The following is a 14,344-nucleotide window of genomic DNA, read 5'->3' on the forward strand; positions in this document are numbered from 1 at the left end:
GACCAGGGCTGGCGCGTGTCCTTCGGCTTGCTCAGGGACGTTGTCGACCGCTGAATCCAATCTGCTTCGCAACGGACGGTTACCCATCAAGCGACGATGAGGCACGACCCGACAGATCAGGGATCAAGGGCGGCCGCTCTTTTCCAGCTCATGAAACATCCAGTCCTGAAAGCTCCGAATCTTGGGCAGATCTGCGCGTGATTTCAGCAAGTTGAACGTGTAACCCTGAACCTTGGGCCCCTCCAGCCCCAGGGGAGCGACGAGCTTTCCCGTTTCGAGCTCGCGCTGTACGAGCAGCAGGCTCTCGAGACATACGCCCAAACCGTCCACTGCAGCACTGATTGCCATGAATGAGCGATCGAAGCGAGGCCCGCGGGAGATATCGAGCGGTACCTTGCGATGCTGCCGCATCCAGTCGCGCCAGCTGATCAGACAGACCTCGCTGTGAATCAGCGTGTGGTGACGAAGGTCGTCTGGCGAATGAATTGGATGTACGCCGTTTACAAGTGCGGGCGAGCACAGCGGCACGATGGTTTCGGGCGGGAAGAGCAGCACCATCGTGCCCGCGGGCTGGAGCCGCTTCGTCCCGTAGCGAATGTCGATGTCCACGCCCTGGATCAACAAGTCGGCCGGCGGAGGATAGGAGGCGTTCAGCCGCACGTCGATATCCGGCTGCAAGGCGCTGAAGCGTGCAAGTCGCGGCATCAGCCACTGCGTCGCGAAACTCGGAGTGGAATGCACCGTAAGAATGTCGCTCTTGGCCGTGCGTCCCAGTTCGCGCGTCGCCATTTCGATCTTTCCAAAGGCGGCGGACACCTCCTCCGCATACAGCCTGCCTGCGTCCGTCAGCACGACCGCCCGGTGTACCCGGTGGAACAGGCGCACCCCGAATTGCTCCTCGAGAAGCTTGATCTGGTGACTCACGGCGGAGGGTGTGACGAACAATTCTTCTGCTGCAAGCGCAAAAGACGACAGCCGCGCAGCGGCCTCGAACGCCTGTACCGAGCGGAGGGAGACCCTATTGTGCATAGCAACACTTCCATGAGATCAGTTCACCTATAAGGCCATAAATATTCGTTTGAGCGCGAAAAATCAAGGAGATAAGCTTTCACTCACTCGCCGGCCACTTCAAAAAAAGGTGTCGGCGATCAAGGAGAGCCCCCTCTCCAACCGAGCACAACGAACCGACCTGGACTTCAGGGACCGGGTCCAACAAAGGAGAACCGCGTGGATCAAAACGCAACCGCAACCCGCGCCGAACTGGCAGAGCGCGCCTACCGCATCCGGCGCAACGCGCTGCTGATGGGCGAGGTGCAGGGTCAGGGCTACATCGGGCAGGCCCTGGATATCGCCGATGTGCTGGCGGTGTCCTACTTCGGGGCCATGAGCTATCGACCGGAGGATCCGGCCTGGGAAGGACGCGACCGTTTCCTCCTGTCGAACGGTCACTATGCGATCGCACTGTATGCGGCGCTGCTCGAGGCCGGCATCGTTCCACAGGAAGAGCTGGAAACCTACGGTAGCGACGACAGCCGTCTGCCGATGTCGGGCATGGCGAGCTACACGCCGGGGATGGAGATGTCGGGCGGTTCGCTCGGCCAGGGTTTGACCATCGCGGTGGGCCGGGGTCTCGGCCTGAAGCGCAAGGGCTCGAAGGCTTTCGTCTATACGCTGTTCTCGGACGGCGAACTCGACGAAGGCGCGGTGTGGGAGGGCCTGATGTCGGCCGCGCACTGGAAGCTGGACAACCTGATCGCCATCGTCGATGTGAATAACCAGCAGGCCGACGGCCCCTCGAGCCAGATCATGGCCTTCGAGCCGCTGACCGAAAAGATGGAAGCCTTCGGCTGGTTCACCCAGCGCATCGACGGCAACGACCTCGACGCCGTGATCAAGGCGTTCGACACCGCGCGCAATCACCCGCTCCCCCAGCCGCGCATGATCATCGCCGACACCCGCATGGGCTGCGGCGTGCCCTTCCTCGAAGCCCGCGAAAAGAACCACTTCATCCGTGTCGATGGACACGAATGGCAACTCGCCCTCGCAGCACTGGAAGCCGGGAGAAACGCATGAGCAACAACGTCGCACAGAAACCCAAGCTCAAGACCTCGGCAATGATCGCCTCGATCGCGAGCGAAGGGCAGCGCACCCAGGCCGCGCCGTTTGGTCACGCCCTGGTGAAGCTGGCCGCCGAACGGCCCGAAATTGTCGGCATGACTGCCGACCTGGCCAAATACACCGACCTGCACATCTTCGGCCAAGCCTATCCCGATCGCTTCTACCAGATGGGCATGGCCGAGCAGCTGCTGATGGGCGCCGCCGCCGGACTCGCGCATGAAGGCGCGATGCCCTTCGTGACCACCTATGCCGTCTTCGCCACCCGCCGCGCCTACGACTTCATGCATCAGACGATTGCCGAAGACAATCTGAACGTGAAGATCGCCTGCGCCCTGCCGGGCCTGACCACCGGCTACGGCCCGAGCCACCAGGCCGCCGAGGATCTGGCCCTGATGCGCGCCATGCCGGGCATGACCGTGATCGACCCGTGCGACGCACTCGACATCGAACAGATGGTGTCTGCGGTCGCCGACCATAAGGGGCCGGTCTATATGCGGCTGCTGCGCGGCAACGTGCCGCTGGTGCTTGACGAGTACGACTACAAGTTCGAACTCGGCAAGGCCAAGCTGCTGCGCGACGGCCGCGATGTGCTGGTGATCTCTTCGGGGATCATGACCATGCGTGCACTCGAGGTCGCCAAGGAACTCGAAGCCGACCGCGTCGACGTCGGGGTACTTCATGTCCCCACGATCAAGCCGCTCGACACCTCGACCATCCTGCGCGAGGCGGGCCGCTCCGGGCGCCTGGTCGTCGTCGCCGAGAACCATACGACGATCGGCGGTCTGGGCGAAGCCGTCGCCACCGAACTGCTGCGCGCCGGGGTCACCCCTCAGTTCCGCCAGATTGCGCTGCCGGACGCCTTCCTCGACGCCGGTGCCCTGCCGACCCTGCACGACCGCTATGGCATCTCCACCAAGGTGATGGCAACAACCATCAAGACCTGGCTCGGGTAAGCGGCTTTCACCGGGGGCACGCGTCGGCGCAGCGCCCGACCGGACCACCCGGAACCGCGTCAATTTCTGCCTGAAACCGCGCCCGGCTGGGCGCCACTCAAAAGGACATTCTGAATGAACAACACACTTCTTCTCGAAGGCAAGGTCGCGCTGATCTCCGGTGCGGCATCCGCCCGCGGAATCGGCCTCGCCACCGCCCGCGTCTTCGCCAGGCACGGTGCCCGGGTCGTGATTCTCGATCTCGATGAAGCCGCCGCCATCGAAGCGGCCGCTTCGATCGGTCCGGAACATCGCGGCTACCAGTGCAATGTCACCGACCAGGGCGCCTGCGCACGGGCGGCCGAACGTGCCGTCGCCGAACTCGGGCGCATCGACATCCTGATCAACAACGCCGGTATCACCCAGGCGGTCAAGACCCTGGAGATCGACCCCGCAAGCTGGGACCGCATCCTCGACGTCAATCTGCGCGGCGTGCTTTACCTGTCGCAGGCGGTGATCCCGCAGATGAAGAAGCAGGGCGGCGGTTCGGTCGCATGCATGTCTTCGGTGTCGGCCCAGCGCGGCGGCGGCATCCTCGGTGGCCCCCACTATTCGGCCGCGAAGGCGGGCGTGCTTGGCCTGGCCAAGGCGATGGCGCGCGAATTCGGCCCCGACAACATCCGCTTCAACTGCGTCACCCCGGGCCTGATTCAGACCGACATCAGCACCGGCAAGCTCAGCGACGAAAAGAAGGCCGAGATCGCCGCGGGCATTCCCCTCAATCGCCTGGGCAATGCCGAGGAGGTGGCCGGTGCCTACCTGTTCCTGGCATCGGACCTGTCGTCCTACATCACCGGGGCGGTGATCGACGTCAATGGCGGCATGCTCATCCACGGTTGAGCGGACTGCAACAACGTAGCGCCTCATACGAGCGGCTCCCGCGCTTGCTCGCTTAGATGACGGATGCGGAGCACCACGTGCTCCGCACGTCACACCGATAGGAACTGGAAGGAGATAACCATGAAGAAGACGCTCATCGCCCTCGCAGCAACGCTTGCCATGACGGCCTCCACGGGCTGGGCCCAGCAGGTGCTCCGTCTGTCGCACAACGCGGCACCGGGCAACCCGAAGGCCGAAGCATCGCTGAAGTTTGCCGAACTGGTAGCGCAAAAGACCGCGGGCCGGGTCAAGGTGGAAGTGGGCGGCAGTGCCCAGTTCGGCGACGACGTCGAGTCGCTCACCAACATGCGCCTGGGCTCGCTCGCCTTCAGCGCCAGCTCACAGGGCAGCACCGCCGGGGTCGTTCCGGAATTCAACCTGATCGGCCTGCCCTTCCTGTTCCGCGACCTGAACCATGCCTACAAGGTGGTTGACGGACCGGTCGGCGCCAAGCTCGGCGAGGCCGCGAACAGTAAGGGACTGGTCTTGCTCGCGCTGTGGGACAACGGCATCCGTCACACCAGCAATAACAAGCGGCCGATCACCAAGCCGGAAGATCTCGAGGGCATCAAGGTGCGCACCCCGCCCGACACGATGACGCTGGACATCTTCAAGGCGCTCGGTGCCAATCCGGGACCGCTGGCCTTCTCCGAACTGTACATCGCGCTGCAGCAGGGCGTGTTCGACGGCCAGGAGAACCCGCTGATGAACGTCTACTCGTCCAAGCTGCACGAAGTCCAGAAGTACATCTCGCTGACCGGTCACAAGTACGAGACCACGCCGCTGCTGGCGAGCAAGATGATCTGGGCCGGCCTGTCCAAGGCCGACCAGCAGGCGATCAAGGAGGCGGCGGTCGAGGCCGGCAAGTTCAACCGCGAGCTGTCGCTCGCAGCCGATGCCGACCTGCGCAAGAAGATCGCCGACGTCGGCGTGCAGATCAACGAGATCGAGCAGGCCCCCTTCGTCGCCAGGACCAAGCCGGTCTATGACAAGTGGTCGGCCCAGTATCCTGATCTGGTCAAGCTGATCGTCAGCGAGGCAGGGAAGCAATGATGACCTCCCACACCTCTCCCAACGCGGTGGCGCCTTCGGGGCTCCTGGCTTCGGTGGCGAAGTGGGTGGACAACGGAATCGTGATCGCCGCTACGGCGGTCGCGATCAGCGCCCTGGTCATCATGTTCATCTCCCTGATGGCCGAGGTGATCGTTCGCTACCTGACCAACCAGGGCCTGGGCTGGCCGACCGAGATGCCCAACATCCTGTTCCCGTGGCTGGTCATGGGCGGCATCGTGCTCGCCGCCCAGCGCGGCCAGCACATCGCGGTGACCGCCATCCAGGGGATGATCGGGCGCAGCGGGAACCGGGTGCTGCTGATCGCCCACCAGGTGCTCATCGCAGCCACCTTCTTCTATCTCGCCTGGGTCGGCCTCGACGTTATCGAGATCACTGGCACCGAGGTGTTCCCCGTCACCGGCATCACGGCGAAGTGGGCCTATCTGGCCCTGATCGCCGGCTTCGTCGGGCTGGGCATCACCGCGCTGACCACTCTGGCCCACCTGCTGCTGGCAAGCGACCCGCTCGCCGTGCGCACCCATCACATCGAGGAGGATGTATGACCCTCATGATGATTCTCGTGTTCGGGGCCCTGCTCGCGCTGGCCCTGCCGGTCGGCTACGCGCTGGTAATCAGTTCGGGTCTGGCGGCGATCACCGTCGGCGGCATGCCGAGCGTGGCGGCCGTGGTGAAGATCTTCCAGCCCACGCAGAGCTTCCCGCTGCTGGCGATTCCGTTCTTCATGCTGTCGGGCAGCCTGATGATGGGCGGCACGCTGGGTCAGCGGCTGATCCACTTCGCCACCATGCTGGTCGGCCGCTTCCACGGCGGTCTCGGTCAGGTTACGGTGGTCGGCTCGACCGTGTTCGGCGGCGTGTCCGGCTCGGCGGTGGCAGAAGCTTCGGCGCTGGGCTCAATGCTGATCCCCTGGCAGAAGCGTGAAGGCTATCCCGGAGCGTTCGCCGCCGCAGCCACGGCCTCGTCCTCGGTGATCGCCGGCCTGATTCCGCCTTCGATCCCGCTGATCCTGTTCGCCGCCGTGTCCAACCAGTCGATCGCCGCGCTCTTCATGGCGGGGATCCTGCCCGGACTGCTGCTGTGTGGCGGTTTCATGCTGACCTGCTACCTGTCCGGACGGTTGCGCGGTTTCCAGCGCCTGGCCGGCGAGGTCACGCTGAAAGGCGTGCTCCGCGCCACCTTTGCCGCCGCACCCGCGCTGGCGATGCCGGCCTTCATCGTCATCCTGCTGCGCGCCGGCATCGCAACGCCGACTGAGGTTAGCGTGCTGGCGGTGTTCTACGGCCTCATCGTGAGCATGCTGGTGTATCGGGATCTGACCTTGCGTCGGCTCTACGACGCGCTGCTCCACACCGCGGTCACAACCGGCGTGGTGATGCTGGTGATTGCGGCCTCGAATCTGGTCGGCTACGTGCTGACCGTCGAAGCGGTGCCGACCGCGGTGGCCGAGTGGACGGCAGAAACCCTGAAGTCGCCGTGGATGGTCATCCTGATGCTGAACCTGATCATGGTCACGGTGGGCATGTTCCTCGACCTGCCGGCGGCGATCCTGCTGCTCGGCCCGACTTTCGTCGCCATCGGCAACGCGATCGGTCTCGACCTGGTCCAGCTCGGCATCATGATGGCGGTCAATCTGAGCCTCGGCCTCTTCACCCCGCCGGTCGGCACCACGCTGTTCATCGCGGCGGCGATCTCTCGCGAGAAAGTGGGTGCAGTCGTGCGTGAGCTGTGGCCCTTTTACCTGGTGGCGATCACGGTGCTCGGCCTGATCTCCTTCGTGCCCGCCTTCACCCTCTACTGACCCGGCACGGCCCCTGCGGCAGCAGGGGGCCGGCGCTTTGATAAGGACGCTTCAATGAACACGATTGCATTCGCCGGGCTCGGCTCGATGGGGTTGCCGATGGCGAAGAACCTGCTCGCCGCCGGCCATCGGGTGCGTGGCATCGATCTCAATCCCGCCGCGCTGGCTGAACTGGCTGCAGCCGGCGCAGAGCCTGCGGCCGATGCGGCGAGCGCGGCGCGCGGCACCGAGGTGCTGATCCTGATGGTGGTCAACGCGGCCCAGGCCGAGCAGGTGCTGTTCGACAACGGCGTGCTGCAGGCAATGGACGGGGGCGGCATCGTCTGCCTGACGGCGACCTGTCCGCCGGCCGCGGTCGAGCGCATCGCCGCGCGCGTCACCGCTGCGGGCCGCCGCTTCGTCGATGCGCCGGTGTCGGGCGGCACCGCCGGCGCCACCGCGGGTTCGCTGACCATCATGGCCGCCTGCGAGCGCGCCACCTTCGACGCCCTGCAGCCGGTGTTCCAGGCGATCGGCCGGCGCATCTTTCATGTCGGCGAGCGCGCCGGCCAGGGCGCCACGGTCAAGGCCGTCAACCAGTTGCTGTGCGGGGTGCATATCGCGGTCGTTGCCGAAGCCTTCGCCCTGGCGGCCAAGCTTGGTGTGGACCTCGCCGTGCTGCTCGAGATCATGAGCGGCTCGGCGGCATCGAGCTGGATGCTCAAGGATCGCGGTCCGCGCATGCTGCAGGCCGACCCGGAGCTCACCAGTGCGGTGGATATTTTCGTCAAGGATCTGGGCATCGTCCTCGAAGCGGGACGGGACGCACAGGCAGCCTTGCCGATCGCGGCGATCGCGCATCAGCTGTTCCTTGCGACCTCGGGGCGCGGTGAGGGAAGAGCGGACGACAGCCAGGTCATCCGGAGCTACTACGCCCTGAACGGCACCACCGCGCTGTCGCCCGCCTGAATCCTTGATCTCCGGGTCCGCATCGATTGAACTCATGCGCCGACTGGAGGCAAGCGCCTCAGCGACGGCATGCGTTTCCCCTGACCACGACCTGCCCCGCACCATGCATATGACCAAGCGCGATGCCTTGCCAACGCGCGGGTGCAGACAGACGCCGCTGTGACACCGAGGATCGTGCATGTTCGTCCAGATCGTGAGCATCGTCTTTCCGATCTTCACCGTGATCGGTATCGGCTATCTCTATGGCCGCAAGCACCGGCCCGACATGATTGCGACCAATCAGGTCAACATGGGCATCTTCGTCCCCGCACTGGTCTTCTCGGCGCTCGCGGGACGCTCATTCGCGTTCGCCGATCTGCAGATGATTGCGCTCGGCGGCTTCGTGATCGTGCTCGGATCGGGCCTGCTGGGCTGGCCGATCGCGCGCCGGATGGGCTACGCGCCGAAGACGCTGCTGCCGCCGATGATGTTCAAGAACGCCGGCAACATGGGCTTGCCGCTGCTCCTGTTCGCCTTCGGCGAGAAGGTGCTGCCCGCGGCGGTGATCCTGTTCCTGGTCGAGAACATCCTGCATTTCTCGATCGCGACCTACTGGCTCGGGCACAACGCCAAACTCTGGCGCATCTTCCGCGAGCCGGTCGTCGTCGCCGGGCTGGCCGGCGTCGTCGTCAGCCTGTCCGACATCGTGCTCTGGCCCCCCTTCATGTCGGCGATGAAGATCATCGCCGACGTGTCGACCGGCCTGATGCTTTTTTCGCTGGGCGTCCGGTTCAATACCGCGCCGTTTGCCGAGTGGCGCATCGGCATGGTCGGCGCGATCGCAACCCCGCTGACAGGAATGTTGATCGCCTACCTGTTCTGCCTGGCGTTCGGCCTTTCGGCACTCGAGTCCGACGTGCTGCTGGTGTTCGGTGCGCTCCCCCCGGCCGTGCTCAACTTCATGTTCGCCGAGCGCTACGCACAGGACCCGGCACAGGTTGCCTCGATCGTGATCTTGGGCAACCTGCTAGCGCTGTTCTCGATTTCCGCAGCACTCGCCTTCAGGCTCGCAGCCTGACGAGTTGAAGGTCCGGCACAATCCACGTCGTCGAGCTAGACGGAAGCAGGCCGCGGGTCTGCGCTGACAAGTGAATGATTGCCGTCGACCTCCGGCTCTGCAGGATCGGGGCAATGAAGGGCTGATCGATCTTGATCGGATCCACCGGCGGCCGCTGCAGGTAGCGCAGCGGCATGAAGCGGAGAGGGTGACATGAATTTGCGGTCTTGCCATGTAGGCGTCCGGACCGTCACAGCGGCAAAGGCTAGCGCTGAAGCTCACGGTGCAGCGTCGCACGGCTGATGCCGAGCCGGCGTGCGGCCTCGGCCTTGTCGCCGACGGCTTCCACGAGCGCTTTAAGTATGCAGACCGCGCGCTCGCGATCGAGGTGCGCCTCACTACGCGTCGCGTCGTGCCAGCGCCAGGAAGCCGCCCAATGCGATCATGGTGATACCCGACGCGCGGGTCATCAATCGGGCTCGCGTAGCGCGGGCGGCGCCTGACTTGAGCAAGCGGTGCGCAGCGAATACCGCCATGACATCGACAAGCGTGTTAAGCGCGACGCAGATGCTGCCAAGCAGCCCCAACTGCGGCACCAGGGGGTCGCCCGGCGTGACGAACTGCGGCAGGAACGCCAGGAAGAACAGCGCAGTCTTGACATTCAAACCTTCAACCATGATGCCCTCGACCAAGGCGCGGCGCGCACCGTGAGACGCCATGGCTTCAACCGTGATCGGTTGATCCGTGCGCAGCAACATGCGAATGCCCAGGTACACCAGATAGGCCGCGCCGATGTACTTGAGCACGCTGAACGCTACCGCGGACTGGGCAATGACCAGCGACAGACCCAGCGCCGCCGCAAGCACATGGAGCAATCCGCCAATGCCCGTCCCGACACACGAGGCCAAACCTTCCGGGCGGCCGCCCGCAACGGTGCGGGCGACGACGTAGGCGATCCCCGGACCAGGCGTAATGGCGAGGACAAGGGCGACGATCAGGAAGGGGATGAATGACATGGTATTGGTTCATTTCCGTGGGGCGTCTTGTCGCTAGCGGGCTGGACCTGTCATGCGCAGGTTTCACCCGGGCCGGGATGGGACGGGTTCCGGGCGGGCGGCGCGAGGTGAGCGAGCGGGTGTGGAATGCCGCCATCACCATAGCTGCTTACGACCTCGGCAATGACGACCCGATAGCCATTGAGCCACTGTGCCTGCCGGCGTTTGGCCGCGATGTGTGTCGGATGCTCCACAAGGGCCTGCAGGGCATCCATGCTTTCCCAGTAGTACACGTTGGAGATGAGCCCCGTCGACGGGTTCTCCCAACTCTCTTCGCCCAGGTAGCCAGGGATGGATTTCGCAATCTGGGCGATTGCACTGTCGAGCGTGTGGAATTCGTCGTCGAACTCGCCTTTGGCGAAGGTGAAGGTAGATGTGTACATGGGTCTGCGGGGGCTTATCGACATGGTTGTGTGTTGTTCATCCGGCCTTGCGCATGGCCGATGCCATTCCGCCGCACCCCCGCGCCTGAAGGGTATCGGCGGCATTGAGGCGATCACGCACCTCCCTGTTCTGGCTGAGCTTGACCTTCCCCACCAGCGCGGTGATCGCGATCTCGATGCCTACGATGCTGCAAAGCTGGCTGTTGATGTATTCGGGCGCGGAATCTCCCATCTTCCAGGGCTTGGGTTCGGCCGCCTCGTGCCGCCGCGTCAGGCGCGCGACGATGCGGCGAACGAAGCGCTCGTCGTCATGCACAGTGAGCGTGCCGTGCGCGTGCACGACCTCGTAGTTCCAGGTCGGCACCTGGCGGTGTTCCTCGTGCTTGCTCGGATACCAGTTGGGCGAGATGTAGGCCTCGGCACCGCGAAACACGACCATGACCGGGGTGCCCGTGGGACAGCGCTGCCACAGCGTGTTGGCGCGGGCCACATGGGCCGAGAGTACGCCGTGCGTTCCCTCGCCAGCGTCAAACTCGAATGGGAGGTGGTCGGCATCCAGGCCGGCGCTCCCTTGTGTGACCAGCATACCGAGCGGGTGCTCGCGGATGATGCGGCCGAGCTCTTCAGGTCGGGTTTCAGCAAAGTGGGCAGGTAGGTACATGGTGGGCAGGCGAATGAACGACGACGGAATCCGCTCACTGTCACTCACAACCGGTACCATTAGAAGATCCAGTTTTAACGATTATTTATGGGCCAGTTTTTCCAGTCGACCGACCAACGCCCCGGTGCCACCGGAGCAGGACGCCGCATCTACGACCTGCTGCGTGCTCAGATCGCCGACGGCACGCTGCCCCCGGGTACACCGGCGCCGTCTACGCGAGCCCTGGCTGCCGAGCTGGGGGTATCGCGCACCACCGTCACCGCCGCCTACGAACAGCTCGCGGCCGAGGGCTTTCTTGTCACCTCTACAGGGCGGGTTGCCCGGGTCACCAGCGCACCGCTGGCGCCTGCACCGAGCGCGGTGACCGCAGCCCGGAGCGCCGGGTCTGCACCCTCCCTGTCCGAGTTTGGCCGTCGTGTGGCCGAAAGCGGGATGTCAGGCTTGGCTCCCGCCGAACCGGTTCCCTTTGACTTCCTGTATGGCGCAGTGGCCTCTCGCGACTTTCCGCCGCTGGTCTGGCGGCGCGCCTATCAGGCCGAACTGCTGCACCAGCAACACAGCCTGTACTACGTCGCACCCGAAGGTGACATGGCGCTGCGCCGCTCCCTTCAGCGGTATCTACGGCGTGCGCGGGGACTTACCTGTGACGCCGAGCAGATCCTCGTGGTGCACGGCTCCCAGCAGGCCATCGACTTGTGTGCGAGGCTGCTGCTGGATGCCGGCGACGCATTCGTCTTCGAGGATCCTGGATACCTGATGGCGCGACGCTGCTTCGAGGCAACCGGCGCCACGCTCCTGGCCGTCCCGGTGGACGGGCACGGCCTGGATACCGCCAGCCTGCCCCGGGACGATCGCATCCGCCTGGCGTACGTGACGCCGTCGCATCAGTTCCCGCTGGGGGGCGTGCTGCCCGTAGGCCGGCGCCGGGAGTTGCTTCAGTGGGCGCAGCGACACGGCGCATGGGTTGTCGAGGACGACTACGACGGTGAGTTCCGCTACGGCCAGCGCCCGATCGACGCGCTGCAGTCGATCGACACCGACGGCCGCGTGATCTACATCGGCACCTTCTCCAAGGCACTGTCGCCGCAGCTGCGACTCGGCTACCTAGTGCTACCGCGCGAACTGGTACCGGTGTTCCGGCAAGCCAAGCGGCTGGCCGACCGCCATGCGCCCGTGCTGGAGCAGCGCGTGCTGGCTTCGCTGATAGACAGTGGCGCCTACGAGCGCCACGTGCGACGGGTACGTCGCGAGAACGAGCGTCGCCGTGCGGCACTGCTCGATGCCATCGCGTGCCACCTGCCTGGCGACGCACAGGTCAGCGGTACGGCGGCTGGGCTGCATATCGTGCTGTGGCTGCCGTCCCTGTGGCCCGAGGATGAGCCCGCACTGGTGGCCGCTGCCCGCGACAAGGGCGCGGGCGTCTACCCGGTGTCTCCGCTGTTTGCCAGGCCGCAGTCACGCGCGCAACCTCGGCCCGCCGGGCTGATCCTGGGATATGCCAGTCTGACGGCCGATCAGATCCAGCAAGGAATACGTACCTTGGCCGCGGTGATTGCGGGGCTGGGCTTGGCGCCGATCGACCGGTAAGGCAAGCTTGTCGCTCGGGCCAGCGCATCAGCCGACTCGTGTGCGACGCGTTGCTTACAAGCATCGGAAGGCATTGCCTGAGGGCGTGTTCTGTTTCCGTGAAAGCTGGTTACTCAAGCGCGCGGTCGAAGTCGGCGATCAGGTCGGCTTCGTCTTCGAGCCCGACCGACACGCGGATCAAGCCTTCGGCAATGCCCATCGCCGCGCGCGCCTGCGGGCCCGCCTCCCAGAAGATGGTCGGCGCAACCGGGATGATCAAGGTGCGCGTATCGCCCAGGCCCGTGGCCTTGATCGGCAGGGTGAGGCGGTTGAGCACGTCTATCATCGACGACGGGTCGCGCAGTTCGAAGCTCAGCAGCCACGAACCGGCAGCGAAGAGGTCCTTGGCGCGCGCCTGTTCGGGGTGTGACGACAGGAACGGGTAGTGGACCGCTTCAACTTTCGGATGCTGTTCGAGCCACCGCGCCAGGGCGAGCGTGGTGCTGCTGGTCTGCTTTACCCGCAGCGCCAAGGTCTCGCTGCCGATGCTGATGCGGTGCGCTTGATCCGACGACATCGTGCCGCCCATGTCGCGCAGGCCCTTCTTGCGGATCTGCAGCAGCCCCCAGCTTTTGGAATCTCCGGTGCGATACGACGGAAAGATGTTCGGGCTGAGCGCCCAGTCGAACAGTCCGGTGTCCGTCACGGCGCCGCCGAGTGCATCGCCGTGGCCGGCAATGGTCTTGGTCAGCGAGTTGATCACCAGGCTCGCACCCACCGAGCGCGGCCGGAACAACGCCGGCGAGGTGATCGTATTGTCAACGACATAGATGAGCCCGCGCTCGCGGCATAGCTGACCGATGCCCGCAAGATCCGCGACCTGCGTGCGCGGATTGGCGATGGTCTCGACGAACACCATGCGCGTTTGCGGCCGGATTGCCGCGGCGACGGCCTCTACCGAACAAGCATCGACCTTGTCGACGGCGATCCCCAGGCCCTCGACAGTGCCGAGAAGGCTGTTCGTGTTGCCGAAGATGTACCGGCTCGCAACAAGATGGTCGCCTACACGCAGGAGCGTGAGGAAGGTCGCCGCGATCGCTCCCATGCCCGTCGCGAAGCACACCGTTCCAACGCCGTCCTCCAGCGCGGTGATCTTGGTCTCGAGCGCGGCCGTGGTAGGGGTGCCTTGACGCGCGTATTGGTAGCCGCCCTTGTAGGTGCCCTGAAAAGCGCCGATCAGGTCTTCGACGCGATCGAAGCCGTACTGCACCGAGGTGTGGATCGGCTGGTGGACTCCTCCGTGCGCGACCCCGAAGCGGCGGTCGGAATGGACGTTATCTGTGCTGAGCGCACGATTGTCGGCTGATGAATACATCGTGGGAGTACCCATTCGGAAATGAACGAAATGTTGCCGCAATGGCAGGATTGGAGATCAGCATGAAGGCGCCTCTGCCTCAAGTCTAAGTCACTATCAGGCTTAATAGCGGACACGTCACGGCAGGCTGTTTGGCCGATCTACTGCCTGAAACTGGTGGTGCTTGGTGACTGATCTACTCCGTGAGATGCCACTGAACCTTTGAGGCAACCAATGACGGCAATAGGTCGGGTTGCGACCGACAACTCTTCGAATTCATCGCCGGAAAGCCGCCGTTGGAGGTCCGGTACCCGTAAGCCGCCGCTCGCCGATGAGTCATTTCGACCCACAGGTGACGGTCGTCCGCGTGCCCTCTCTCGGTCCGCTCGCTGGGCGGAGCCGTCACTCGACGCGGTCATCCGGCAGAAGTCCGGCCATCTTGGCGTCAAGTCCAGGGGCGCAGGATACCGATAGAGCTTC

Annotated in this window: 15 protein-coding genes; 9 read left to right on the forward strand and 6 right to left on the reverse strand. The window is 64.6% G+C overall.

Annotated elements, in window-relative coordinates:
* Window positions 1-123: 123 nt before the first annotated feature.
* Window positions 124-1,029 carry a transcriptional regulator GcvA gene (gene gcvA / locus AC3A35_RS21880; RefSeq protein WP_487438497.1) on the reverse strand — a complete coding sequence of 302 codons (906 nt, stop codon included), beginning with the start codon at window positions 1,027-1,029 and terminating at the stop codon, window positions 124-126.
* Between the two features lie 198 nt (window positions 1,030-1,227).
* On the opposite strand from gcvA, the gene AC3A35_RS21885 reads away from it, so the two are divergent.
* The 8 genes from AC3A35_RS21885 (at window position 1,228) to AC3A35_RS21920 (ending at window position 8,866) form a co-directional block, all read left to right on the forward strand.
* Window positions 1,228-2,073 (forward strand): transketolase, encoded by an 846-nt coding sequence (locus AC3A35_RS21885; RefSeq protein WP_487438498.1) that lies wholly within the window; start codon window positions 1,228-1,230, stop codon window positions 2,071-2,073.
* On the forward strand, window positions 2,070-3,071 hold the full coding sequence (locus AC3A35_RS21890) for a transketolase family protein (RefSeq protein ID WP_487438500.1): 1,002 nt from the start codon (window positions 2,070-2,072) through the stop codon (window positions 3,069-3,071). Before AC3A35_RS21885 ends, AC3A35_RS21890 begins: the two co-directional genes overlap by 4 nt.
* Before the next feature lie 114 nt (window positions 3,072-3,185).
* Complete coding sequence (locus AC3A35_RS21895; protein WP_487438501.1) at window positions 3,186-3,950, forward strand: SDR family NAD(P)-dependent oxidoreductase; 765 nt, start codon at window positions 3,186-3,188, stop codon at window positions 3,948-3,950.
* Between the two features lie 120 nt (window positions 3,951-4,070).
* Complete coding sequence (locus AC3A35_RS21900; protein ID WP_487438502.1) at window positions 4,071-5,042, forward strand: TRAP transporter substrate-binding protein; 972 nt, start codon at window positions 4,071-4,073, stop codon at window positions 5,040-5,042.
* Complete coding sequence (locus AC3A35_RS21905; protein WP_487438503.1) at window positions 5,039-5,605, forward strand: TRAP transporter small permease; 567 nt, start codon at window positions 5,039-5,041, stop codon at window positions 5,603-5,605. Before AC3A35_RS21900 ends, AC3A35_RS21905 begins: the two co-directional genes overlap by 4 nt.
* Entirely contained in the window at window positions 5,602-6,861 is a 1,260-nt protein-coding gene (locus AC3A35_RS21910; protein ID WP_487438505.1) for a TRAP transporter large permease, read from the forward strand. The genes AC3A35_RS21905 and AC3A35_RS21910 overlap by 4 nt, the downstream gene beginning before the upstream one ends.
* A gap of 54 nt (window positions 6,862-6,915) precedes the next feature.
* Window positions 6,916-7,809, forward strand: a complete 894-nt coding sequence (locus AC3A35_RS21915; protein ID WP_487438506.1) for an NAD(P)-dependent oxidoreductase — start codon at window positions 6,916-6,918, stop codon at window positions 7,807-7,809.
* Window positions 7,810-7,987: 178 nt separating this feature from the next.
* The gene (locus tag AC3A35_RS21920; protein ID WP_487438508.1) at window positions 7,988-8,866 is read left to right on the forward strand and encodes an AEC family transporter; all 879 of its coding nucleotides are present in this window, start codon (window positions 7,988-7,990) and stop codon (window positions 8,864-8,866) included.
* 244 nt (window positions 8,867-9,110) lie between these two features.
* Here AC3A35_RS21920 and AC3A35_RS21925 read toward each other — a convergent pair whose 3' ends face one another.
* From AC3A35_RS21925 to AC3A35_RS21940, 4 genes are read right to left on the reverse strand one after another with little or no spacing between them, the layout of a single operon-like run.
* The gene (locus AC3A35_RS21925; protein WP_487438521.1) at window positions 9,111-9,209 is read right to left on the reverse strand and encodes a helix-turn-helix domain-containing protein; all 99 of its coding nucleotides are present in this window, start codon (window positions 9,207-9,209) and stop codon (window positions 9,111-9,113) included.
* Window positions 9,210-9,243: 34 nt separating this feature from the next.
* Complete coding sequence (locus tag AC3A35_RS21930) at window positions 9,244-9,861, reverse strand: LysE family translocator (protein ID WP_487438509.1); 618 nt, start codon at window positions 9,859-9,861, stop codon at window positions 9,244-9,246.
* Window positions 9,862-9,911: 50 nt separating this feature from the next.
* A complete protein-coding gene (locus AC3A35_RS21935) occupies window positions 9,912-10,283 on the reverse strand; it encodes an antibiotic biosynthesis monooxygenase family protein (RefSeq protein ID WP_487438511.1) in 372 nt (123 codons plus the stop codon).
* Window positions 10,284-10,320: 37 nt separating this feature from the next.
* Complete coding sequence (locus AC3A35_RS21940) at window positions 10,321-11,004, reverse strand: FMN-binding negative transcriptional regulator (RefSeq protein WP_487438512.1); 684 nt, start codon at window positions 11,002-11,004, stop codon at window positions 10,321-10,323.
* A 27-nt stretch (window positions 11,005-11,031) separates the two neighbouring features.
* On the opposite strand from AC3A35_RS21940, the gene pdxR reads away from it, so the two are divergent.
* The gene (gene pdxR, locus AC3A35_RS21945) at window positions 11,032-12,531 is read left to right on the forward strand and encodes a MocR-like pyridoxine biosynthesis transcription factor PdxR (RefSeq protein ID WP_487438513.1); all 1,500 of its coding nucleotides are present in this window, start codon (window positions 11,032-11,034) and stop codon (window positions 12,529-12,531) included.
* 109 nt (window positions 12,532-12,640) lie between these two features.
* Here the strand turns inward: pdxR and AC3A35_RS21950 are convergent, their stop codons facing one another.
* The gene (locus AC3A35_RS21950; RefSeq protein WP_487438515.1) at window positions 12,641-13,885 is read right to left on the reverse strand and encodes a cystathionine gamma-synthase family protein; all 1,245 of its coding nucleotides are present in this window, start codon (window positions 13,883-13,885) and stop codon (window positions 12,641-12,643) included.
* Window positions 13,886-14,344: the final 459 nt, after the last annotated feature.

This window comes from Azoarcus sp. Soil_N_20, from assembly GCF_057656155.1.

Coding starts and splice junctions, on each gene's coding strand:
- gcvA (WP_487438497.1), bottom strand. CDS start 1,029: ATGCACAATAGGGTCTCCCTCCGCTCGGTACAGGCGTTCGAGGCCGCT.
- AC3A35_RS21890 (WP_487438500.1), top strand. CDS start 2,070: ATGAGCAACAACGTCGCACAGAAACCCAAGCTCAAGACCTCGGCAATG.
- AC3A35_RS21895 (WP_487438501.1), top strand. CDS start 3,186: ATGAACAACACACTTCTTCTCGAAGGCAAGGTCGCGCTGATCTCCGGT.
- AC3A35_RS21900 (WP_487438502.1), top strand. CDS start 4,071: ATGAAGAAGACGCTCATCGCCCTCGCAGCAACGCTTGCCATGACGGCC.
- AC3A35_RS21905 (WP_487438503.1), top strand. CDS start 5,039: ATGATGACCTCCCACACCTCTCCCAACGCGGTGGCGCCTTCGGGGCTC.
- AC3A35_RS21910 (WP_487438505.1), top strand. CDS start 5,602: ATGACCCTCATGATGATTCTCGTGTTCGGGGCCCTGCTCGCGCTGGCC.
- AC3A35_RS21915 (WP_487438506.1), top strand. CDS start 6,916: ATGAACACGATTGCATTCGCCGGGCTCGGCTCGATGGGGTTGCCGATG.
- AC3A35_RS21920 (WP_487438508.1), top strand. CDS start 7,988: ATGTTCGTCCAGATCGTGAGCATCGTCTTTCCGATCTTCACCGTGATC.
- AC3A35_RS21930 (WP_487438509.1), bottom strand. CDS start 9,861: ATGTCATTCATCCCCTTCCTGATCGTCGCCCTTGTCCTCGCCATTACG.
- AC3A35_RS21935 (WP_487438511.1), bottom strand. CDS start 10,283: ATGTACACATCTACCTTCACCTTCGCCAAAGGCGAGTTCGACGACGAA.
- AC3A35_RS21940 (WP_487438512.1), bottom strand. CDS start 11,004: ATGGTACCGGTTGTGAGTGACAGTGAGCGGATTCCGTCGTCGTTCATT.
- pdxR (WP_487438513.1), top strand. CDS start 11,032: ATGGGCCAGTTTTTCCAGTCGACCGACCAACGCCCCGGTGCCACCGGA.
- AC3A35_RS21950 (WP_487438515.1), bottom strand. CDS start 13,885: ATGTATTCATCAGCCGACAATCGTGCGCTCAGCACAGATAACGTCCAT.